Source organism: Streptomyces sp. NBC_01497, from assembly GCF_036250695.1.
GTDB lineage: Bacteria > Actinomycetota > Actinomycetes > Streptomycetales > Streptomycetaceae > Streptomyces.
In genome coordinates this window covers 2,071,917-2,094,359 of the sequence record NZ_CP109427.1, presented here as the reverse complement: position 1 = coordinate 2,094,359, position 22,443 = coordinate 2,071,917, and the positions used below count along the sequence as shown (strand labels likewise).

14 protein-coding genes, 1 tRNA gene and 3 rRNA genes are annotated in these 22,443 nt (G+C 67.3%); 14 read left to right on the top strand and 4 right to left on the bottom strand.

What is annotated here, in order from left to right; translation table 11 throughout:
• The first annotated feature begins 206 nt into the window (after window positions 1-206).
• From eccD to OG310_RS08790, 6 genes are all read left to right on the top strand, one after another.
• Entirely contained in the window at window positions 207-1,676 is a 1,470-nt protein-coding gene (gene eccD / locus OG310_RS08815; protein ID WP_329455325.1) for a type VII secretion integral membrane protein EccD, read from the top strand.
• A gap of 228 nt (window positions 1,677-1,904) precedes the next feature.
• Entirely contained in the window at window positions 1,905-2,192 is a 288-nt protein-coding gene (gene rpsO, locus OG310_RS08810; protein WP_329455324.1) for a 30S ribosomal protein S15, read from the top strand.
• A gap of 384 nt (window positions 2,193-2,576) precedes the next feature.
• The gene (locus tag OG310_RS08805; protein ID WP_329455323.1) at window positions 2,577-4,811 is read left to right on the top strand and encodes a polyribonucleotide nucleotidyltransferase; all 2,235 of its coding nucleotides are present in this window, start codon (window positions 2,577-2,579) and stop codon (window positions 4,809-4,811) included.
• Entirely contained in the window at window positions 4,808-6,187 is a 1,380-nt protein-coding gene (locus OG310_RS08800) for a M16 family metallopeptidase (RefSeq protein ID WP_329455322.1), read from the top strand. The genes OG310_RS08805 and OG310_RS08800 overlap by 4 nt, the downstream gene beginning before the upstream one ends.
• 38 nt (window positions 6,188-6,225) lie before the next feature.
• Window positions 6,226-6,978: a 4-hydroxy-tetrahydrodipicolinate reductase gene (gene dapB, locus OG310_RS08795; RefSeq protein WP_329455321.1), complete on the top strand. Its 753-nt coding sequence runs from the start codon at window positions 6,226-6,228 to the stop codon at window positions 6,976-6,978.
• Window positions 6,979-6,999: 21 nt separating this feature from the next.
• A complete protein-coding gene (locus tag OG310_RS08790; RefSeq protein ID WP_329455320.1) occupies window positions 7,000-7,452 on the top strand; it encodes a tetratricopeptide repeat protein in 453 nt (150 codons plus the stop codon).
• A gap of 43 nt (window positions 7,453-7,495) precedes the next feature.
• Here the strand turns inward: OG310_RS08790 and OG310_RS08785 are convergent, their stop codons facing one another.
• Window positions 7,496-8,041 carry a hypothetical protein gene (locus OG310_RS08785; RefSeq protein WP_329455319.1) on the bottom strand — a complete coding sequence of 182 codons (546 nt, stop codon included), beginning with the start codon at window positions 8,039-8,041 and terminating at the stop codon, window positions 7,496-7,498.
• 105 nt (window positions 8,042-8,146) lie between these two features.
• Entirely contained in the window at window positions 8,147-8,386 is a 240-nt protein-coding gene (locus OG310_RS08780) for a hypothetical protein (RefSeq protein WP_329455318.1), read from the bottom strand.
• A 194-nt stretch (window positions 8,387-8,580) separates the two neighbouring features.
• Here OG310_RS08780 and thyX point away from each other — a divergent pair, with 194 nt between their 5' ends.
• The 7 genes from thyX to OG310_RS08745 all read left to right on the top strand — a co-directional run bounded on the left by thyX (window position 8,581) and on the right by OG310_RS08745 (window position 18,197).
• Window positions 8,581-9,318: an FAD-dependent thymidylate synthase gene (gene thyX, locus OG310_RS08775; protein WP_329455317.1), complete on the top strand. Its 738-nt coding sequence runs from the start codon at window positions 8,581-8,583 to the stop codon at window positions 9,316-9,318.
• A 232-nt stretch (window positions 9,319-9,550) separates the two neighbouring features.
• Window positions 9,551-10,450 (top strand): 4-hydroxy-tetrahydrodipicolinate synthase, encoded by a 900-nt coding sequence (gene dapA / locus OG310_RS08770; protein ID WP_329455316.1) that lies wholly within the window; start codon window positions 9,551-9,553, stop codon window positions 10,448-10,450.
• A gap of 147 nt (window positions 10,451-10,597) precedes the next feature.
• Complete coding sequence (locus OG310_RS08765; protein ID WP_329455315.1) at window positions 10,598-12,283, top strand: ribonuclease J; 1,686 nt, start codon at window positions 10,598-10,600, stop codon at window positions 12,281-12,283.
• A gap of 446 nt (window positions 12,284-12,729) precedes the next feature.
• Window positions 12,730-14,254: ribosomal RNA gene (locus OG310_RS08760) — 16S ribosomal RNA — on the top strand.
• Window positions 14,255-14,567: 313 nt separating this feature from the next.
• Window positions 14,568-17,689: ribosomal RNA gene (locus tag OG310_RS08755) — 23S ribosomal RNA — on the top strand.
• A gap of 80 nt (window positions 17,690-17,769) precedes the next feature.
• Window positions 17,770-17,886 (top strand): 5S ribosomal RNA (gene rrf, locus OG310_RS08750).
• Together the 16S, 23S and 5S rRNA genes with 1 tRNA gene alongside form the textbook arrangement of a ribosomal RNA operon.
• A gap of 238 nt (window positions 17,887-18,124) precedes the next feature.
• Window positions 18,125-18,197, top strand: a tRNA-Thr gene (locus tag OG310_RS08745).
• Window positions 18,198-18,263: 66 nt separating this feature from the next.
• Here OG310_RS08745 and OG310_RS08740 read toward each other — a convergent pair.
• Window positions 18,264-19,145 carry an SDR family oxidoreductase gene (locus tag OG310_RS08740; protein WP_329455314.1) on the bottom strand — a complete coding sequence of 294 codons (882 nt, stop codon included), beginning with the start codon at window positions 19,143-19,145 and terminating at the stop codon, window positions 18,264-18,266.
• Window positions 19,146-19,316: 171 nt separating this feature from the next.
• Here OG310_RS08740 and OG310_RS08735 point away from each other — a divergent pair, with 171 nt between their 5' ends.
• Window positions 19,317-19,700 (top strand): winged helix-turn-helix transcriptional regulator, encoded by a 384-nt coding sequence (locus tag OG310_RS08735; protein WP_329460084.1) that lies wholly within the window; start codon window positions 19,317-19,319, stop codon window positions 19,698-19,700.
• A gap of 46 nt (window positions 19,701-19,746) precedes the next feature.
• On the opposite strand, the gene OG310_RS08730 is transcribed toward OG310_RS08735, so the two are convergent.
• Window positions 19,747-22,395 (bottom strand): SpoIIE family protein phosphatase, encoded by a 2,649-nt coding sequence (locus OG310_RS08730; RefSeq protein ID WP_329455313.1) that lies wholly within the window; start codon window positions 22,393-22,395, stop codon window positions 19,747-19,749.
• Window positions 22,396-22,443: the final 48 nt, after the last annotated feature.

Here is a 22,443-nt window from a genome sequence, read left to right as displayed (position 1 = left end):
TCAATACGGGCGGATGGTTCCGTACCGGCGCCCCCGTGGCGGCGGCTCACTTGCAGCAGCGCGATCCTACTGGCAGCCGGTGGTTGCGACGCCCGGTAGGGTGGCGCGCGCACCGTGCGCAACCGCGAACCGGCGAACGGGACGACACCCGCGGGACCGGCGCGGCGACCGGCACGGGAACGGGCGGATTCAGGGGGTCGGAACACGTGAGTACGAGCGCGGCGACGGGGTTCTGTCGCGTCACGGTGGTGGCACCGGACAGCCGGATCGACGTGGCACTCCCCGAGGACATCGCGGTCGCCGACATCTATCCGGAGATCCTGCGGCTGACGGGCCAGACCCAGCCCGTGGGTGCACCGACCGGCTACCACCTCGTACGGCGCGACGGCACCGTCCTCGACGGCGCGCGCACCCTCGCGGGCCAACAGGTCCTCGACGGCGAGGTGCTGGCCCTGCGGCCGTTCGCACAGTCACTGCCGCCGGCGGTCTTCGACGACGTGTCCGACGCCGTCGCCGCGGCCGTGCGCCGCGACCGGCACCTGTGGAGCGACGACCTGATGCGCGGCGCGGGCCTCGTCGGCGGCGGCCTGCTGCTCGTACTCCTCGGGTTCGTCCTCTGGTTCGCCGACCCCGTCCGCCACGACATGCACAGCCTGCCCGGCATCATCGCGGGCGGCGCCGGCGTCCTGCTGACCGCGCTGTCCGGCGTACGGGCCAGGGTCTACGCGGACCGCGCCGCGGCCGTCGCCCTGGGCCTCGGCGCCCTCCCGCTGCTGCTCATCGGGGGCTCCGGCATCCTCGCCCCCGACGCGGGCCAGGGACCGGGACGCCTGCAGTTCCTGCTGGGCTGCGTCACCGTGCTCGTCGCGTCCGTCACGCTCGTCGCGCTCACCCCGAGCGGGGACGCGCCCTTCGTCGCCGCCACCTTCCTCGCGGCGGTCGGCACCCTCGCCACGTTCGGCGAGATCCTCACCGGGGCGTCCGCCCGCGAGACCGCCGCGGTCTGCGCGCCGGTCGCCGTCGGACTCGTCGCCTTCCTGCCCGGCCTCTCCGCCCGCTTCGCCCGGCTGCCCATCGGCTACGCGACGCCCCGCGGCGCCAACGGCGGCTTCGACACGGTCGAGCCCGATCCGGCGACCGTCGCGGAGCCCGTCGACACCGAACGCATCGCGGCCCAGGCCCGCCGCGGCCACGAGATGCTGCTCGGCCTGGTCGGCGGGTGCGCCGCCGTCGTCGTCGCCGCCGCGGCGGTCCTCGGCTTCTCCGACAACCTGTACGGCCAGCTGCTGGCCCTCACCTCCGGCCTCGCGATGCTGCTGCGCGCCCGCCTCTTCCGCTACACCTCACAGGTCACCTGCGCGCTCGTCGCCGGCCTCGCGGCCGTGGCCCTGCTCGTCCTCGGCCTCTGCCTCAACCCGCCCGCCGGCCCCGTCGGCGAACTCCTGCGCCACGGCGACCACGGCCCGCTCGACCTGCGCACCGTCTGGCTCGCCGCGAGCGTCGCCGTCGGTGCCGCCCTGCTCACCGCAATCGGGCTGATCATCCCGCGCAAGGGGCTCTCACCGTTCTGGGGCCGCCTCCTCGACCTCGCCGAGGGTGCCGTCCTGCTGTCGCTCGTACCGCTGTGCCTGGCCGTCCTCGACGTCTTCGCCAGGGCCCGCGCCCTCACCAGCTGACCGCTGGGCCCGGCCCGCCCGGAGCGTTCCGGGCCCTGGTCGGGGCGGCCCGAACCGGCTGGTAGTCTGACCGGTACCCGTCCGTCCACCCACCGCCACGGTGCGGCACCGCCGCAGACCCGTACGCGAGGGACACAGGACGAGCGGGCAGCCACCCGAGTCATGGAAGTCCCCCGGAGAATACGACCCGGGGCGCTCGGCGGCCCATGAAGACCACGAGGAGTACGAGTGTCGCTCGACACCACCACCAAGAAGCAGATCATGGACGAGTTCGGCACCAAGGAAGGTGACACCGGATCCCCCGAGGTCCAGGTCGCCCTCCTGTCCCGCCGCATCTCGGACCTGACCGAGCACCTCAAGACCCACAAGCACGACCACCACTCCCGTCGTGGTCTGCTGATCCTGGTGGGCCAGCGCCGCCGCCTGCTGCAGTACCTCGCCAAGAAGGACATCCAGCGTTTCCGTACGCTGGTCGACCGTCTCGGCATCCGCCGCGGCGCCGCGGGCGCCAAGTAACACGGTGCGAAGGGAGCGGTTCCCACACCGGGAACCGCTCCCTTCGCCGTATGCACGGCCCGGCCGGAATGCCATCACGTGCCGGGGCTCAGTACTCTGGCTGACGAGTACCACGCACAAGCGGTACCGAAGAGCACAGAAGAAGTAAGCACAGAAGAAGCAAGCACAGAAGAAGTAAGCGAGGAGGAGCGCCCTCCGCCGCCGCCGGTCCTCGGTAGTGGCATCCGGAAGACGCACCCGCGCCACGGCCGAGCCCTCAGGGGCGAAACCCGGCGGCGCGTGCGCACCGGGTGCTTCGATCGAAGACCGGCAAGCACCAAAGGGCGCCCCTCCGCAGCGTCCACCGCCACACGGGCGGCGGACGAAGACGAGGAGAAGACGCTGGTGGAGAACGAGACCCACTACGCCGAGGCCGTCATCGACAATGGCACCTTCGGCACCCGCACCATCCGCTTCGAGACGGGCCGGCTGGCCAGGCAGGCCGCCGGTTCCGCCGTGGCGTACCTGGACGACGACACCATGGTGCTGTCGGCGACCACCGCTTCGAAGAAGCCCAAGGACCAACTCGACTTCTTCCCCCTCACGGTGGACGTCGAGGAGCGCATGTACGCGGCCGGCAAGATCCCCGGCTCCTTCTTCCGCAGGGAGGGCCGCCCCTCCGAGGACGCCATCCTCACCTGCCGCCTGATCGACCGGCCGCTGCGCCCGTCCTTCAAGAAGGGCCTGCGCAACGAGATCCAGGTCGTCGAGACGATCATGGCGCTCAACCCCGACCACCTCTACGACGTGGTCGCGATCAACGCCGCCTCCTGCTCCACGCAGCTGGCGGGCCTGCCCTTCTCCGGTCCGATCGGCGGCACCCGTGTCGCCCTGATCAAGGGCCAGTGGGTCGCCTTCCCCACGCACACGGAGCTGGAGGACGCCGTCTTCGACATGGTCGTCGCCGGCCGTGTCCTGGAGGACGGCGACGTCGCGATCATGATGGTCGAGGCCGAGGCCACCGACAAGACGATCCAGCTGGTGAAGGACGGCGCGGAGGCCCCCACGGAGGAGGTCGTCGCCGCCGGTCTCGAAGCGGCGAAGCCGTTCATCAAGGTCCTCTGCCGCGCCCAGGCCGACCTCGCCGCCAAGGCCGCCAAGCCGACCGGTGAGTTCCCGATCTTCCTCGACTACCAGGACGACGTCCTGGAGGCGCTCACCGCCGCTGTCCAGGACGAGCTCTCCCAGGCGCTCACCATCGCGGGCAAGCAGGACCGCGAGGCCGAGCTCGACCGCGTCAAGGGTCTCGCCGCCGAGAAGCTGCTCCCGCAGTTCGAAGGCCGCGAGAAGGAGATCTCCGCCGCGTACCGCTCCCTGACGAAGACGCTGGTCCGCCAGCGCGTCATCAAGGACAAGGTCCGCATCGACGGCCGCGGTGTCACCGACATCCGCACCCTGGCCGCCGAGGTCGAGGCCATCCCGCGCGTGCACGGCTCCGCCCTGTTCGAGCGCGGCGAGACCCAGATCCTGGGTGTCACCACGCTGAACATGCTGCGCATGGAGCAGCAGCTCGACACCCTCTCCCCGGTGACGCGCAGGCGCTACATGCACAACTACAACTTCCCGCCGTACTCCACCGGCGAGACGGGCCGCGTCGGCTCCCCGAAGCGCCGCGAGATCGGCCACGGCGCGCTCGCCGAGCGCGCCCTGCTGCCGGTCCTGCCGTCGCGCGAGGAGTTCCCCTACGCGATCCGCCAGGTCTCCGAGGCGCTCGGCTCCAACGGCTCCACGTCGATGGGCTCGGTCTGCGCCTCAACCATGTCGCTGCTGAACGCCGGTGTGCCCCTCAAGGCCCCCGTCGCCGGTATCGCCATGGGCCTGATCTCGCAGGAGATCGAGGGCGAGACCCACTACGTCACCCTCACCGACATCCTCGGTGCGGAGGACGCGTTCGGCGACATGGACTTCAAGGTCGCCGGCACCAAGACGTTCGTCACGGCGCTCCAGCTCGACACCAAGCTCAACGGCATCCCCGCCTCGGTGCTCGGCGCGGCGCTGAAGCAGGCCCGTGACGCCCGTCTGCACATCCTCGACGTGATGAACGAGGCCATCGACGTCCCCGACGAGATGTCCCCGAACGCGCCGCGCATCATCACCGTCAAGATCCCGGTGGACAAGATCGGTGAGGTCATCGGCCCCAAGGGCAAGATGATCAACCAGATCCAGGAGGACACCGGCGCCGACATCACGATCGAGGACGACGGCACCATCTACATCGGTGCCGTCGACGGGCCCTCCGCCGAGGCCGCCCGCACCACGATCAACGGCATCGCCAACCCGACCATGCCGGAGGTCGGCGAGCGCTACCTGGGCACGGTCGTCAAGACGACCACGTTCGGCGCGTTCGTCTCCCTGATGCCCGGCAAGGACGGCCTGCTGCACATCTCGCAGATCCGCAAGCTCGCCGGCGGCAAGCGCGTGGAGAACGTCGAGGACGTCCTCGGCGTGGGCCACAAGGTCCAGGTCGAGATCGCCGAGATCGACCAGCGCGGCAAGCTGTCCCTCATCCCCGTCATCGACGGGGAGAGCGACAGCAAGGGCGCTGACGAGAGCGACGCGAAGGACGCAGACGCCAAGTGACGTCCCCCGGCTTCAAGGCGACGGCCCGCACCTCTTCGGAGGCGCGGGCCGTCGCCCGTACCCGCACCCTCGTCAAGGGCGTGAACGGCGTCGGCACCGTCCGCCGCACCACCCTGCCCGGCGGCCTCCGCGTCGTCACCGAGACCCTTCCCTCGGTCCGCTCCGCGACCTTCGGCATCTGGGTCCAGGCCGGCTCCCGTGACGAGACCCCGGCGCTCGGCGGCGCCACCCACTACCTGGAACACCTCCTCTTCAAGGGCACCGGGCGACGTAGTGCCCTCGACATCTCCTCCGCCATCGACGCGGTCGGCGGCGAGATGAACGCCTTCACGGCGAAGGAGTACACCTGCTACTACGCGCGCGTCCTCGACACCGATCTGCCGCTCGCCGTCGACATCGTCTGCGACATGCTGACCGGCTCCCTCATCGAGGAGGCGGACGTCGAGGCGGAGCGCGGGGTCATCCTCGAAGAGATCGCGATGACCGACGACGACCCCGGCGACATCGTGCACGACCTGTTCGCGCAGACCATGTTCGGCGACTCGCCGCTGGGCCGGCCCGTCCTCGGCACGGTCGAGACCGTCGAGGCCCTCGACCGCGAGCGCATCACGCGCTACTACAAGAAGCACTACGACCCCCGGCACCTGATCGTCGCCGCCGCGGGCAATGTCGACCACGCCGCTCTCGTACGGCAGGTGCGGGCGGCCTTCGAGAAAGCCGGCGCGCTCACCCGCACCGACGCGGTCCCCGTCGCCCCGCGCGCGGGCGTGCGCGCCCTGCGCACCGCCGGGAAGGTCGAGGTCCTCGACCGCTCCACCGAGCAGGCCCATGTCGTCCTCGGGATGCCGGGTCTCGCCCGTACCGACGAGCGCCGCTGGGCGCTCGGTGTCCTCAACACGGCCCTGGGCGGTGGCATGAGCTCACGCCTGTTCCAGGAGGTACGGGAGAAGCGCGGCCTGGCGTACAGCGTCTACTCGTACACCTCGGGCTTCGCGGACTGCGGCCTCTTCGGCGTCTACGCGGGCTGCCGCCCCGGCCAGGTCGGGGACGTGCTGAAGATCTGCCGCGACGAGCTCGACCGGGCCGCCGCCGGCGGACTCGACGACGACGAGCTCGCCCGCGCCATCGGGCAGCTCTCGGGCGCCACCGTGCTGGGCCTGGAGGACACCGGCGCCCTCATGAACCGGGTCGGCAAGAGCGAACTGTGCTGGGGCGACCACCTCTCCACGGACGACCTCCTCGCCAGGATCGCCGCGGTCACCCCGGACGACGTCCGCGAAGTGGCCCGCGATCTACTGGGCCGGCGCCCCTCGCTCGCGGTCATCGGACCGCTCGGCGACAAGGACGCGGCCCGCCTGGACGAAGCGGTCTCCTGACCCGCACCACCACGATCCGAGAAGGAAGAACTTCAGCGATGAGCAAGCTGCGTGTGGCCGTACTCGGCGCCAAGGGCCGTATCGGTTCCGAGGCGGTACGGGCCGTCGAGGCCGCCGACGACATGGAACTGGTCGCGACCGTCGGCCGGGGCGACAAGCTGGAGACGCTCGTCGAGTCCGGCGCCCAGGTCGCGGTCGAACTGACCACACCCGCCTCGGTGATGGGCAACCTCGACTTCTGCGTACGGCATGGCATCCACGCCGTCGTCGGGACCACGGGCTGGACCGAGGAGCGCCTCGCCGAACTCGGCACGTCGCTTGCCGCCTCGCCCACGACCGGTGTGCTCATCGCACCGAACTTCTCCATCGGCGCCGTGCTCACCATGAAGTTCTCCGAGCTGGCGGCCCGGATGTTCGAGTCCGTCGAGATCGTGGAACTGCACCACCCGAACAAGGCAGACGCCCCCTCCGGCACAGCCACCAGGACCGCCCAGCTCGTCGCCGGGGCCCGCGCCGCCGCGGGCCTCGGCGACCAGCCGGACGCCACCAGGACCGCCCTGGAAGGAGCACGCGGCGCCGACGTCGACGGCGTACGCGTCCACTCCGTACGCCTGCGCGGCCTCCTGGCGCACCAGGAGGTCATCCTCGGCGCCGAGGGCGAGACCCTCACCATCCGGCACGACTCGCTGCATCACAGCAGCTTCATGCCCGGCATCCTGCTCGGTGTCCGGCGCGTCGTCGGGGCCCCGGGGCTCACCGTCGGCCTGGAACACTTCCTCGACCTCGCCTGAGCGGACCGGACCAACAGAGCCATGAGCGCAAAGATCACCTACGTCGTCGGCGCCGTCGTCCTCGTCTTCTACTTCTTCCTCGCCGGCACCCGGGGCGTCTGGCTCATCCAGGCCGGCACCCCGGTCACCGTCGTCTTCGGCGTCGCCGTCCTGATCCTGCCGTTCATCGGGGCCTGGTTCCTCTGGCAGAACACCCGCTTCGTCACCCGCGCCAACCGGCTCGCCGCCGAACTGGACGCCGAGGGCGGCCTGCCCGTCGACGAGCTCGTCCGCGGCGCGGGCGGACGCATCGACCGCGCGTCCGCGGACGCGGTCTTCGAACGCCGCCGCGTCGAGACGGAGGAGACCCCCGACGACTGGCGCTGCTGGTTCCGGCTCGCGGTCGCCTACCGCGACGCCCGGGACACACCAAGGGCCCGCAAGGCGATGCAGCGTGCCATAGCGCTCCGCGACGGCAGACCCGTCCGCGCCTGACACCCGGCACCCCTCACGGGCCCTCGGTGGTCGGTGTGTCTCCTCAGCGGGCGCGCCGGTACTCCGCGCCCCACGCCTCCACGGCGTCGGAGGCCCGGTCGAACGCGTCACCGCTCGACAGGAAGTCCGCGCTGTGCGTCGTCATCAGCGGCACCTGCTCACCCCGGTGCCGTACGACCACCAGGGCCTGGCCCTGCACCGTGCGCGGCAGACCGAGCCAGCGCACCGGCTGCTGCACCGTACGCACGGCCGAGGCCTGCTCCCAGGCCACCGTGGAGGTGCGCACCAGGCTGACGCGACGCACGCCGTGCCTGCTCACCCAGGTCCCCATCCGCAGCATCCGCAGGGCCACCGCTATCACCACGAGGGAGACCACGGCACACGCCACGGCGCCCGAACCGCCCGCGGCGAGCGCGGTGATCACGGTTGCGAACAGGATGAACGAGGAAAGCAGCAGAAGAACCGCGGCAAGGCCGACCCGCCAGGGGCCCGGCCGGTAGGGGCGCCGCCAATGATCGTGGTCGTCGTACGGCAACGCGGTGGCGTCCGCGTCGAACGCACGATCGGCCGTCAGGAAGGACAAGGGCACGACTGATCCTCACTCACAAGCACGCTCGATTGCTGTGCCCGGTGAGGCTACCGATCCCGCGGCCGCCCGGACCACCCGAGGGGGCCGGACGGACGCGGCCACGGCTCAGTGGTGCTGCGACGCCTCCGACTGCTGCACCTGGTGCAGTGTCGGGTTGGACTGGAGCGCGGGCATCCCGAACAGCAGCGATCCCGCGAACGCCGCCGCGATGACCAGCCCGATCAGCGCCCGGCCCGCGACCTCGCCCCGCGCCGGCCGTCGCTTCGGCGGACGCTCGACGTTGTCGCGGAAACGGTCGGCCTCTGCGAGGAAGGTGAAAGGTACGCCTTCGCGTCGGCGGAACATGGGGCGGTCTCCTCCTGTTGCTGGGCTGCCTTCGGTCAGCAGCCCTGCTGTTCACTGAGACGCGAAACAAACCGATCGGGTGCCCGGATTCCCGGGACTTCCCGAAAAGACCGCGGAACGACCAGGTGACGAAGCCGCTCCTGTGGGCCTCTACAGTGGGCCCGGCACACGAAGAGAACCGGAAGGACCCGCAGGTGAGCACCGACAAGGCCGGGCCGGAGCCAAGATTTCGCAGCGATGTCGCCGTCGAGTTGGTGAAGCACAGCGCGTCCGACTCCGACGTCCTGTGGGCCGCCCGCGTCTCCACGGCAGGCGAGCAGTCCCTGGAGGAGCTGTCCAAGGACCCGGAGCGCTCGAAGGGCCTGATCAACTACTTGATGCGGGACCGCCACGGCAGCCCGTTCGAACACAACTCGATGACCTTCTTCGTCAGCGCCCCGATCTTCGTCTTCCGCGAGTTCATGCGTCACAGGGTCGGATGGTCGTACAACGAGGAGTCCGGCAGGTATCGCGAGCTGCTGCCCGTCTTCTACGTCCCCGGCGAGGACCGCAAGCTCGTCCAGCAGGGCCGGCCGGGGAAGTACGAGTTCGTGCACGGCACCCCCGAACAGCACGCGACGGTCACCGCGGCCATGGAGGAGTCCTACCGGCACTCCTACGCCGCGTACCAGGAGATGCTGGCGGCCGGCGTCGCGCGCGAGGTGGCGCGGGCGACCCTGCCCGTGGGCCTGTTCTCGTCGATGTACGCGACGTGCAACGCCCGCTCGCTGATGCACTTCCTCGGACTGCGCACGCAGCACGAGAGCGCCACGGTCCCCTCCTTCCCCCAGCGGGAGATCGAGATGGTCGGTGAGCGGATGGAGGAGCACTGGCGAGGGCTTATGCCCCTCACGCACGCGGCCTTCAACGGCAACGGCCGGGTAGCTCCCTGACCTGCGACGCAGTCGTCGCGCGGGGGTCCACCGAAGGGCCCGAAAGCACCTCCGGGGCACAGATGTACGGTCCACCGACCGAGGTGTCCGTATTGCGGCATTTCGAGAAGTTCATCTAGGCTGATCAAACGGACCCGGCACTGCTTGAACCCCCGAGCAGGCAGTGCCGGGCTCCTCTTGTCCGGTGCCCCGAGGCCACACCGCGGGCTGAGCAGCGAGTAGCGTGTTACCCATGGCTCCGACCTCTACTCCCGAGACCCCCTTCGGCAGGGTCCTCACCGCCATGGTCACGCCCTTCATGGCGGACGGCACGCTCGACGTCGACGGTGCCCAGCGGCTCGCCACCCACCTGGTGGACGCGGGGAACGACGGCCTGGTACTCAACGGCACCACCGGTGAGTCCCCGACCACCACGGACGCGGAGAAAGAGCAGCTGGTACGGGCCGTGGTGGAAGCGGTCGGGGACCGCGCCCACGTCGTGGCCGGCGTCGGCACCAACGACACGCGGCACAGCCTGGAACTGGCGCGCACCGCGGAGCGGGCCGGCGCCCACGGGCTGCTCGCCGTGACGCCGTACTACAGCAAGCCGCCCCAGGAGGGTCTCCTCCAGCACTTCACGGCGATCGCGGACGCCACCGACCTCCCGGTGATGCTCTACGACATCCCGGGCCGCAGCGGCGTCCCGATCGACACCGAGACCATGATCCGGCTCGGCCGCCACCCGCGGATCGTCGCCAACAAGGACGCCAAGGGCGACCTGGGCCGCGCCAGTCTCGCCATCGCGGAATCGGGCCTCGCCTGGTACTCCGGCGACGACATGCTCAACCTGCCGCTCCTGTCCGTCGGCGCCGTCGGTTTCGTGTCCGTCGTCGGACACGTCGCCACCCCCGAGCTGCGGGAGCTCGTCGAGGCGTTCAGCCACGGCGACGTGCAGAAGGCGGCCGAGATCCACCAGAAACTGCTGCCGGTCTTCATCGGCATGTTCCGCACGCAGGGCGTCATCACCACCAAGGCCGCGCTGACCCTGCGCAACCTCCCGGGCGGTCCGCTGCGTCTTCCGCTGGTCGGACTCACCGAGCAGGAGACCGCCCAGCTCAAGCACGACCTCACCGCCGGCGGGGTACAGCTCTGACAACAGACTTCACAATTGAATAGCTGAAGACGAGACGACGACAGATGACCGGGAACCGATTCCCGGAACACGACAACTGCAAGTGCACGAATGTCATGCGCGCCACGTGCCTCAGCGGCACGTGGCGCGTGTGGTGAGGAGAGTCTTTTGAGTCATCCGCATCCCGAACTCGCCGCCCCGCCGAAGCTGCCCAAGGGCGGCCTCCGCGTCACCCCGCTCGGTGGCCTCGGCGAGATCGGCCGCAACATGACGGTCTTCGAGTACGGCGGCCGCCTGCTCATCGTCGACTGCGGCGTGCTCTTCCCCGAGGAGGAGCAGCCCGGCGTCGACCTGATCCTGCCCGACTTCACGATCCTGAAGGAGCGGCTGAACGACATCGAGGGTGTCGTTCTCACGCACGGCCACGAGGACCACATCGGCGGTGTGCCGTACCTGCTGCGGCTGAAGCCCGACATCCCGCTCATCGGCTCCAAGCTGACCCTGGCCCTCATCGAGGCCAAGCTGCAGGAGCACCGGATCCGTCCGTACACCCTGGAGGTGGCGGAAGGGCACCGCGAGCGCATCGGCCCGTTCGACTGCCAGTTCATCGCGGTGAACCACTCCATCCCCGACGCGCTCGCCGTCGCCATCCGCACGCCCGCGGGCATGGTCGTGCACACCGGTGACTTCAAGATGGACCAGCTGCCGCTGGACGGCCGGCTCACCGACCTGCGCACCTTCGCCAAGCTCGGCGAGGAGGGCATCGACCTGCTGCTGGCGGACTCCACCAACGCGGAGGTCCCCGGCTTCGTCCCGCCCGAGCGGGACATCTCCGGGGTGCTGCGGCAGGTCTTCGCCAACGCCAACAAGCGCATCATCGTGGCGAGTTTCGCCAGCCACGTCCACCGGATCCAGCAGATCCTGGACACGGCGCACGAGTACGGCCGCCGGGTCGCCTTCGTCGGCCGCTCCATGGTCCGCAACATGGGAATCGCCCGGGACCTCGGCTACCTGCGGGTGCCTCCGGGGCTCGTGGTGGACGTGAAGACGCTGGACGACCTGCCGGACCACGAGGTCGTGCTCGTCTGTACGGGTTCTCAGGGCGAGCCCATGGCGGCCCTGTCCCGGATGGCCAACCGCGACCACCAGATCCGGATCGTCCAGGGCGACACCGTGATCCTCGCGTCGTCCCTCATCCCGGGCAACGAGAACGCGGTCTACCGCGTCATCAACGGCCTGACCCGGTGGGGCGCGAACGTCATCCACAAGGGCAACGCGAAGGTCCACGTATCGGGCCACGCCTCGGCCGGCGAGCTGCTGTACTTCTACAACATCTGCCGGCCGAAGAACCTCATGCCGGTCCACGGCGAGTGGCGGCATCTGCGTGCCAACGCCGAACTGGGCGCGCTGACGGGGGTCCCCAAGGACCGCATCGTCATCGCGGAGGACGGTGTGGTGGTCGACCTGATCGGCGGCAAGGCGAAGATCACCGGCAAGGTGCAGGCCGGCTACGTCTACGTGGACGGCCTCTCGGTCGGTGACGTGGACGAGTCGTCCCTCAAGGACCGGCGCATCCTCGGCGACGAGGGCATCGTGTCGGTGTTCGTGGTGGTCGACTCCACGACCGGCAAGGTCGTCGGGGGCCCGCACTTCCAGGCGCGCGGCTCCGGCATCGACGACGCCGCTTTCGCGGCCGTCCTGCCGAAGGTGGACGAGGCGATCGCCAGATCCGCCCAGGACGGCGTCTCCGACCCGCACCAGATCCAGCAGCTCATCCGCCGCACGGTGGGCAAGTGGGTCTCGGACACCTACCGCAGGCGCCCGATGATCCTGCCCGTGGTGGTTGAGGTCTGACGACCCGTCGGCAGTTTCCTGGAGCGGGGGGCCTCGATTTGCATCGAGGCCCCCCGCTCCAGTACGTTTCAGTCTCCACCGGAACGCAGCAGCGAGTACAAACGTACTTGCGGACGCTGCGGGAAGGTGGGAAACGGCCCCGAAATCTTCTGATAAAGTCGGGGCAAGCCGAAAGGCAAGAAACACCGGAGGGAAAGCCCGGAGGAGCCCCGGAAGGGAATCCAAAGGAAGCGTCCGTTCCTTGAGAACTCAACAGCGTGCTAAAAGTCAACGCCAGATATGTTGATACCCCGTCCATTATGCCGGGCGATCCGAATCTTCGGATGGTTCCGGTGGACGAGGTTCCTTTGAAGTAACACAACACAGCGAGGACGCTGTGAACCGCAGGGATTATTCCTTCCTGTGGTTCCGCTCCGAGTGGTGTCACCCCGTTTACGGGGAAAGCATTCACGGAGAGTTTGATCCTGGCTCAGGACGAACGCTGGCGGCGTGCTTAACACATGCAAGTCGAACGATGAAGCCTTTCGGGGTGGATTAGTGGCGAACGGGTGAGTAACACGTGGGCAATCTGCCCTGCACTCTGGGACAAGCCCTGGAAACGGGGTCTAATACCGGATATTGACGCACTCCTGCATGGGATGTGCGTGGAAAGCTCCGGCGGTGCAGGATGAGCCCGCGGCCTATCAGCTAGTTGGTGGGGTAATGGCCTACCAAGGCGACGACGGGTAGCCGGCCTGAGAGGGCGACCGGCCACACTGGGACTGAGACACGGCCCAGACTCCTACGGGAGGCAGCAGTGGGGAATATTGCACAATGGGCGAAAGCCTGATGCAGCGACGCCGCGTGAGGGATGACGGCCTTCGGGTTGTAAACCTCTTTCAGCAGGGAAGAAGCGAAAGTGACGGTACCTGCAGAAGAAGCGCCGGCTAACTACGTGCCAGCAGCCGCGGTAATACGTAGGGCGCAAGCGTTGTCCGGAATTATTGGGCGTAAAGAGCTCGTAGGCGGTTTGTCACGTCGGATGTGAAAGCCCGGGGCTTAACCCCGGGTCTGCATTCGATACGGGCAGACTAGAGTGTGGTAGGGGAGATCGGAATTCCTGGTGTAGCGGTGAAATGCGCAGATATCAGGAGGAACACCGGTGGCGAAGGCGGATCTCTGGGCCATTACTGACGCTGAGGAGCGAAAGCGTGGGGAGCGAACAGGATTAGATACCCTGGTAGTCCACGCCGTAAACGTTGGGAACTAGGTGTGGGTCACATTCCACGTGGTCCGCGCCGCAGCTAACGCATTAAGTTCCCCGCCTGGGGAGTACGGCCGCAAGGCTAAAACTCAAAGGAATTGACGGGGGCCCGCACAAGCGGCGGAGCATGTGGCTTAATTCGACGCAACGCGAAGAACCTTACCAAGGCTTGACATACACCGGAAAGCATCAGAGATGGTGCCCCCCTTGTGGTCGGTGTACAGGTGGTGCATGGCTGTCGTCAGCTCGTGTCGTGAGATGTTGGGTTAAGTCCCGCAACGAGCGCAACCCTTGTCCCGTGTTGCCAGCAGGCCCTTGTGGTGCTGGGGACTCACGGGAGACCGCCGGGGTCAACTCGGAGGAAGGTGGGGACGACGTCAAGTCATCATGCCCCTTATGTCTTGGGCTGCACACGTGCTACAATGGCCGGTACAATGAGCTGCGATACCGCGAGGTGGAGCGAATCTCAAAAAGCCGGTCTCAGTTCGGATTGGGGTCTGCAACTCGACCCCATGAAGTCGGAGTCGCTAGTAATCGCAGATCAGCATTGCTGCGGTGAATACGTTCCCGGGCCTTGTACACACCGCCCGTCACGTCACGAAAGTCGGTAACACCCGAAGCCGGTGGCCTAACCCTTGTGGAGGGAGCTGTCGAAGGTGGGACTGGCGATTGGGACGAAGTCGTAACAAGGTAGCCGTACCGGAAGGTGCGGCTGGATCACCTCCTTTCTAAGGAGCATTTCTTACCGGGTCCTTCGGGGTCCGGTCAGAGGCCGGTTCATCAGCGAATGTCTGGTGCCGGTTGCTCAAGGGTGGAACGTTGACTATTCGGCAGATCACGGATCATTGCTGCTAGTACTGTCCTTCGGGGCGTGGAATGCAGGGGTGGACGGGATGTGTCGGGCACGCTGTTGGGTGTCTGAGGGCATGGGCGAAAGCTTGGTGTCTTCGGGTTGCCGGCCCCAGTGAACTCGCCTGTTTGGGTGGGGTGATGGGTGGCTGGTCGTTGTTTGAGAACTGCACAGTGGACGCGAGCATCTGTGGCCAAGTTTTTAAGGGCGCACGGTGGATGCCTTGGTACCAGGAACCGATGAAGGACGTGGGAGGCCGCGATAGGCCCCGGGGAGCTGTCAACCGAGCTTTGATCCGGGGGTGTCCGAATGGGGAAACCCGGCAGTCGTCATGGGCTGTCACCCGCACCTGAACTCATAGGGTGTGTGGAGGGAACGAGGGGAAGTGAAACATCTCAGTACCCTCAGGAAGAGAAAACAATAGTGATTCCGGGAGTAGCGGCGAGCGAAACTGGATCAGGCTAAACCGTTCACGTGTGATACCCGGCAGGGGTTGCGTGGGCGGGGTCGTGGGAGTGGACTTTCATTGTCTGCCGGCAGTGAGGCGAGTCAGAAACCGTATGGATAGGCGAAGGGCATGCGAAAGGCCCGGCGTAGAGGGTAAGACCCCCGTAGCTGAAATCTGTACGGCTCGTTTGTTTATTTCCCAAGTAGCACGGGCCTCGAGAAATCCTGTGTGAATCTGGCGGGACCACCCGCTAAGCCTAAATATTCCCTGGTGACCGATAGCGGATAGTACCGTGAGGGAATGGTGAAAAGTACCGCGGGAGCGGAGTGAAATAGTACCTGAAACCGTGTGCCTACAAGCCGTGGGAGCGTCGCATGCAAGCTTGCTTGCATGTCGTGACTGCGTGCCTTTTGAAGAATGAGCCTGCGAGTTTGCGGTGTGTTGCGAGGTTAACCCGTGTGGGGGAGCCGTAGCGAAAGCGAGTCCGAATAGGGCGATTTAGTAGCGCGCTCAAGACCCGAAGCGGAGTGATCTAGCCATGGGCAGGTTGAAGCGGCTGTAAGAGGTCGTGGAGGACCGAACCCACCAGGGTTGAAAACCTGGGGGATGACCTGTGGTTAGGGGTGAAAGGCCAATCAAACTCCGTGATAGCTGGTTCTCCCCGAAATGCATTTAGGTGCAGCGTCGTGTGTTTCTTACCGGAGGTAGAGCACTGGATAGGCGATGGGCCTTACCGGGTTACTGACCTTAGCCAAACTCCGAATGCCGGTAAGTGAGAGCACGGCAGTGAGACTGTGGGGGATAAGCTCCATGGTCGAGAGGGAAACAGCCCAGAGCATCGACTAAGGCCCCTAAGCGTGCGCTAAGTGGGAAAGGATGTGGAGTCGCAGAGACAACCAGGAGGTTGGCTTAGAAGCAGCCACCCTTGAAAGAGTGCGTAATAGCTCACTGGTCTAGTGATTCCGCGCCGACAATGTAGCGGGGCTCAAGCGTACCGCCGAAGTCGTGTCAATCCAGCGTATAGCCCCAACGGGTGCTGGGTTGGGTAGGGGAGCGTCGTGTGCCGGGTGAAGCCGCGCCGGAAGGCAGTGGTGGACGGTTCACGAGTGAGAATGCAGGCATGAGTAGCGATTCACACGTGAGAAACGTGTGCGCCGATTGACTAAGGGTTCCTGGGTCAAGCTGATCTGCCCAGGGTAAGTCGGGACCTAAGGCGAGGCCGACAGGCGTAGTCGATGGATAACCGGTTGATATTCCGGTACCCGCTGTAGAGCGTCCAGTATCGAATCCTCTGATGCTAAGGCCGTGAAGCCGCCCTGATCTCTTCGGAGTTGAGGGGAGTGGTGGAGCCGCCGGTCCAAGGTGGTAGTAGGTAAGTGATGGGGTGACGCAGGAAGGTAGTCCATCCCGGGCGGTGGTTGTCCCGGGGTAAGGGTGTAGGACGTGTGGTAGGTAAATCCGCCATGCATGTGTCTGAGACCTGATGCCGAGCCGATTGTGGTGAAGTGGATGATCCTATGCTGTCGAGAAAAGCCTCTAGCGAGTTTTATGGCGGCCCGTACCCTAAACCGACTCAGGTGGTCTGGTAGAGAATACCGAGGCGTTCGGGTGAACTATGGTTAAGGAACTCGGCAAAATGCCCCCGTAACTTCGGGAGAAGGGGGGCCATTCTTGGTGATCTGTCTTGCACAGTGAGCTGGGGGTGGCCGCAGAGACCAGCGAGAAGCGACTGTTTACTAAAAACACAGGTCCGTGCGAAGCCGTAAGGCGATGTATACGGACTGACGCCTGCCCGGTGCTGGAACGTTAAGGGGACCGGTTAGTCACATTTCGGTGTGGCGAAGCTGAGAACTTAAGCGCCAGTAAACGGCGGTGGTAACTATAACCATCCTAAGGTAGCGAAATTCCTTGTCGGGTAAGTTCCGACCTGCACGAATGGCGTAACGACTTCTCGACTGTCTCGACCATAGGCCCGGTGAAATTGCAGTACGAGTAAAGATGCTCGTTTCGCGCAGCAGGACGGAAAGACCCCGGGACCTTTACTATAGTTTGATATTGGTGTTCGGTTCGGCTTGTGTAGGATAGGTGGGAGACTGTGAAGCTTGGACGCCAGTTCAGGTGGAGTCATTGTTGAAATACCACTCTGGTCGTGCTGGATGTCTAACCTGGGTCCGTGATCCGGATCAGGGACAGTGTCTGATGGGTAGTTTAACTGGGGCGGTTGCCTCCCAAAGGGTAACGGAGGCGCCCAAAGGTTCCCTCAGCCTGGTTGGTAATCAGGTGGTGAGTGTAAGTGCACAAGGGAGCTTGACTGTGAGACTGACGGGTCGAGCAGGGACGAAAGTCGGGACTAGTGATCCGGCGGTGGCTTGTGGAAGCGCCGTCGCTCAACGGATAAAAGGTACCCCGGGGATAACAGGCTGATCTTCCCCAAGAGTCCATATCGACGGGATGGTTTGGCACCTCGATGTCGGCTCGTCGCATCCTGGGGCTGGAGTCGGTCCCAAGGGTTGGGCTGTTCGCCCATTAAAGCGGTACGCGAGCTGGGTTTAGAACGTCGTGAGACAGTTCGGTCCCTATCCGCTGCGCGCGCAGGAGTCTTGAGAAGGGCTGTCCCTAGTACGAGAGGACCGGGACGGACGAACCTCTGGTGTGCCAGTTGTCCTGCCAAGGGCATGGCTGGTTGGCTACGTTCGGGAGGGATAACCGCTGAAAGCATCTAAGCGGGAAGCCTGCTTCGAGATGAGGACTCCCACCCACTTGATGGGGTAAGGCTCCCAGTAGACGACTGGGTTGATAGGCCGGAGATGGAAGCCAGGTGACTGGTGGAGTTGACCGGTACTAATAGGCCGAGGGCTTGTCCATAGATGCTCGCGTCCACTGTGTTGGTTCTGAAACCACGAACAGCTGTGTTTATTCCGGTTGTGTTGATTGTTTCATAGTGTTTCGGTGGTTATAGCGTAGGGGAAACGCCCGGTTACATTCCGAACCCGGAAGCTAAGCCTTACCGCGCCGATGGTACTGCAGGGGGGACCCTGTGGGAGAGTAGGTCGCTGCCGAACAATTTTTAGTTAGGGAAGGGCCCGCACATGGTGCGGGCCCTTTTCGCGTTCCCGAACCCTTTTCCCGCATGCCTTTCCCGAACCTGTTTCGGGAGCAGCTCCGGGAGCTTCTTTCGCGTCCACGTCCCGTCCGCGTCCCGTCGCCGGCCGGGTGCCGGCTCCTCCGGGCAGGCCCTGAGGAGCCCACTCGATGGTTCTGTCGCCGCCCGCGTTCGGGTATGCTTCTGCTTGTCGCTGCGCCCCAATAGCTCAGTCGGTAGAGCGTCTCCATGGTAAGGAGAAGGTCTACGGTTCGATTCCGTATTGGGGCTCCGGATGAATGAAGGCCCCCGCCACTGGCGGGGGCCTTCATTGTTTGTGCCGCGTCTCCTAGCTGGTCACTTCGCGTTCAGCGCGGCGAGCGTCTCGCGGATCGAGTCCGCGAGCGGCTTAGTCGGCCGGCCGAGCAGTCGCGAGAGGTCGCCGGGTGTACCGGCGAGCAGGCCACGGCTGATCGCCGCGTCCACGTCCACCAGGAGGGTTGCCAAGCCCTCGGGGAGTCCCGCTCCCGTGAGGACGGCCTGGTGCTCGTCGGGGGCGACCGGGCGGTGAACGACCCGGCGTCCGGACTGCCGTGACACCTCGTCGGCGAACGCGTCGAACGTCCAGGCCGTGTCGCCGCTCAGCTCGTACGCCTTCCCCAGGTGGCCGTCCTCGCGCAGGACGCGCGCCGCTGCCTGCGCGTAGTCCGTGCGCGGCGCCGTGGCGATCCGCGCGCCGGGTGTCGTGCTGCTGACGAACTCGCCCCGCTCCAGGATCCCCTGGAGGTCCGCGGTGTACGCCGGAGCGTCGGTGTACCAGTTGTTGCGCAGGAACGTGTACGGCAGCTTCGAGTCCAGGATGAGCTGCTCCGTCTCCCGGTGCTCCGCCGCCAGCAGGAAGTCGGCCCCGGGCCCGCCGAAGGCCCCCACGTAGGCGAGCTGGGCGACGCCCGCGGCCTTCGCCGCGTCGATCACAACCGCGTGCTGTGCCGTGCGCCGGCCCATGTCCGTACCGGAGATCAGCAGGACCCGGTCGCCGGCGCGGAAGGCGTCCGCGAAGGAGGCCGGGTCGTCATAGTCGGCGAGGTGCACCCGCACGCCCGCCGCCGCGAGGTCCTCGGCCTTCTCCTTCGTACGGGACACCGCCGTGATGCCGTCCGCCGGCACCCCGGCGGCCAGCAGGTCGGCGACGACCAGACGCCCGAGCTGTCCTGTTGCTCCGGTGATCACGATGCTCATCGAGTACTTCTCTCCGTTCGGGAACGCTGGCCATGTCCGGCGGCCCCGCGAGGCACCGCCATGTGTCCCACCGTAGGAGGGGTACATGCTCTCGGGTAAGTACCCACTTTGGAGTAAGGTACAGACATGAGCGTAAGTGAGCAGTCCGAGTTCGTCCGTTTCATCGCGGGCATGACACCGGAGTCGGGGGGTTCGCAGCCGAACGTGAACCAGGCGGGCTGCCCTTCGCGTCTCGTGCTGGAGCATGTGACGAGCCGCTGGGGCGTGCTGGCGCTGTCGGCGCTGCTGGAGCGCTCGTACCGGTTCAGCGAGCTGCGGCGGGAGGTCGGCGGCGTCAGCGAGAAGATGCTCGCGCAGACGTTGCAGACCCTGGAGCGGGACGGTTTCGTCCACCGGGACGCCAAGCCCGTCATCCCGCCGCGCGTCGACTACTCGCTGACCGACCTGGGGCGGCACGCGGCCGAGCAGGTGTGGGCGCTGGCCCGGTGGGCCGAGAGCAGCGTTCCGGCCGTCCTCGACGCCCGCGAGGCGTACGACGGTGCCCGGAGCGCCTGACCCGTCCGGCGGCGCGTGAGCGGTGCGCGGGGGCTGCTTCGTGGGATCAGGCGTGCGGCTCGGGGACGCGCAGGGCGACGATCGCCATGTCGTCCGACGCGGGCGCCGCCGCGAAGCGCTCCACCGCGCGCAGGATGCGCGCGGCGACCGCCCCGGCCGTCAGCCCCGTGCAGGTGGCGAGCACTTCGGCCAGGCCGTCGTCGCCCAGCATGCGGGTGCCCTCGCGGCGCTCCGTGACGCCGTCGGTGACGCAGAGCAGGACGTCGCCGGGGTCGAGGGTGACGGTCTGCTCGTACAGGTCGAGGTCGTCCATCACGCCCAGCAGCGTCTGAGGTTCGGCCGCCGCCTCGACGGACCCGTCCTGGCGCAGGCGCAGCGGCAGCGGGTGCCCGGCGCACACCATCGTCAGCCGGGCGCTGCCGTCGTCCTGGGGACGCAGTTCGCCGTACAGGAGGGTGAGGAAACGGCTGCGGGGGCCTTCGTCGAGGATGGCCGCGTTGAGCCGCTCCAGCACCGCGGGGCCACCGAGGCCCTCGCGGGCGAGGAGGCGCAGCGCGTGCCGGGCGAGGCCCGTGACGGCCGCTGCCTCCGGGCCCGTACCGCACACGTCGCCGATGGCGAAACCGTAGGTGCCGTCGCTGATGGGGAAGAGGTCGTAGAAGTCGCCGCCCACCTCGTTTCCCTCGCCGGCCGCACGGTAGATGACCTCCACCTCGACGCCGGGGATCACGGGCAGTTCCGGCGGCAGGAGGCTGCGCTGGAGCGACTGACTGATCGCCGTGCGCTCCGAGTACAGGCGTGCGTTGTCGAGGGCGAGGGCCGCCCTGCGGGACAGGTCCTCCGCGAGTTCGAGGATCTCCTGGCGGAAGTGGTCGTCCGACGGCTTGCCGAGGGTGAGCATGCCGATGACCCGGTTGCGCGCCACCAGCGGCAGGACGACGGTCTCGCCGCCGACAGCCGCCGCCGTCGCCAGTGAAGGGCCCACCCCGGAGCCGGGCGTGGTGGAGCCGCTGGTCCGCTCCCGCATCGAGGACCGCAGCGCGGACTGGTGCGCGGCGTCGGCGGGGGCGGTCCAGATCCTGGCGCCCGGGGTGGGTACCGGTTCCGGCGGGTCGATCTTGGAGAGCAGCGCCTTGAGCCCGTCGATACGCTCCTCGTCCTCGTGCAGGACGAAGGACAGTTCGGGCTCGGAGGACTGGTCGGCGATGGTGTAGACCGCGCACCAGGTGGCGAGGGTGGGGACGGTCATCTGCGCCATCAGTGCGAGGGTCTGGTCGCGGTCCAGTGTCCCCGCGAGCAGGTCGGAGGCCTCCACCAGGAAGGACAGGGAGCCGCGCCGCAGCCGTTCCAGTTCGCCGAGGCGGGCGGACTCCACGGCGAGCGCGATCCGGTCCGCCGCGAACTGCAGACGCAGCGCCTGCTCGTTGGAGTAGCGGCCGGGGGCCTCGGCGGCGACCCCGAGGGAGCCCGTGAGGCGGCCCTCCACCTTGAGGGGAACGGTGACGACGGAGCGCATTCCGGTGCCCGCGAGGAGCGGTACGGCGCCGGGCACCGCGCCGAGGTCGTCGTGGACGGCGGGCAGCCGGGCGGACCCGTAGCGGCCGGTGCCGGCCTCGACGGGGACCCGGGCGAAGCGCTGGCGGGCGGACGGCAGGCCGGTGGTGGCCCGCACCTCCAGTTCCGTCTCGTCGTCGGTCGCGAGGAGGAGGAAGGCGGCGTCCGCGTCGAGCATGTCGCGCGAGCGTTCGACGGTGCGCTGGAGGAGGCCGTCGAGGTCGTCGGGGGCGGGGGAGCCGATGAAGACCTCGAAGGGGTCGGCGCTCCGGTTCTCGCCGTTGTCCTTGTTGGAGGGGCGCGCCGGGGTCTGGATCACCGCGCGCTCGGTGTCCCGCACGAGCAGGCACACCGTGGACGGTTCCCCGTGCGTGTCCCGTACGCGCAGGTGGGAGGCGTACACGGGGACGACTCTGCCGTCGGCGTCGCGGATGCCGTAGCTGCCCTCCCAGCGGGAGAGCTGCAGGGCCTCGACGACCCCCATGCTGATACCGGGCGTGTGCGGCCAGGCGGCGAAGTCGGTGATGGGCTTGCCCACGGTCTGTTCCGCCGGGTAGCCGAAGAGGGCGGTGGCGTCCTCGTTCCAGGCGGCCACGGAGGCGGCCTGGTCGACCTGGATCACCGCGACCCGTACCCGGGCGTCCTCGGCGACCGGCAGCAGAGCCGTCGGCAGGGCCGGTCCCGCGGACCGGGTGCCGATGGGCCGCTCGGGCATGTCGAGCTGGAACCAGACCTGCTTGTAGGAGGGGGTGTATTCGACGCCCCAGCGGGAGGCGAGGGCGGCGCACAGCAGCAGCCCTCTGCCGTGTTCGCTGTCGAGGTTGCCGAACGAGGGGCCGGTGGCCTGGAGGGGCACCTCGCGTTCGGGGTAGCGGTCCGCGACCTCGACCCGTACGCCGTCCTCGCCGCGCAGGCAGCGCACGTCGGCGGCGGTGCCCGCGTGGACGACGGCGTTGGTCACGAGTTCGCTGGTCAGGACGACCGCGTCGTCGACGATTTCGGCGCAGCCCCAGCCCTGGAGGGTGTCGCGGACGAAGGCCCGGGCCGCAGCGACGGACCGCCCCTCGGGGTCGAAGGTGGCAGCCGCCCGCGCGGTGATCACAGAACTCCTCGTAAGCGTTTCCACGCCCGGCTCCGCCATGAAACGGCCCCGCCCCTCCCGGTGCCCGGTGTAGTACGTCAGTCACAC

Bases quoted from the DNA above. Each gene is read 5' to 3' on its own strand.
- dapB (WP_329455321.1), top strand. From the start codon at position 6,226: ATGAGCAAGCTGCGTGTGGCCGTACTCGGCGCCAAGGGCCGTATCGGT.
- OG310_RS08790 (WP_329455320.1), top strand. From the start codon at position 7,000: ATGAGCGCAAAGATCACCTACGTCGTCGGCGCCGTCGTCCTCGTCTTC.
- OG310_RS08780 (WP_329455318.1), bottom strand. From the start codon at position 8,386: ATGTTCCGCCGACGCGAAGGCGTACCTTTCACCTTCCTCGCAGAGGCC.
- dapA (WP_329455316.1), top strand. From the start codon at position 9,551: ATGGCTCCGACCTCTACTCCCGAGACCCCCTTCGGCAGGGTCCTCACC.
- OG310_RS08740 (WP_329455314.1), bottom strand. From the start codon at position 19,145: ATGAGCATCGTGATCACCGGAGCAACAGGACAGCTCGGGCGTCTGGTC.
- OG310_RS08735 (WP_329460084.1), top strand. From the start codon at position 19,317: ATGACACCGGAGTCGGGGGGTTCGCAGCCGAACGTGAACCAGGCGGGC.
- OG310_RS08730 (WP_329455313.1), bottom strand. From the start codon at position 22,395: ATGGCGGAGCCGGGCGTGGAAACGCTTACGAGGAGTTCTGTGATCACC.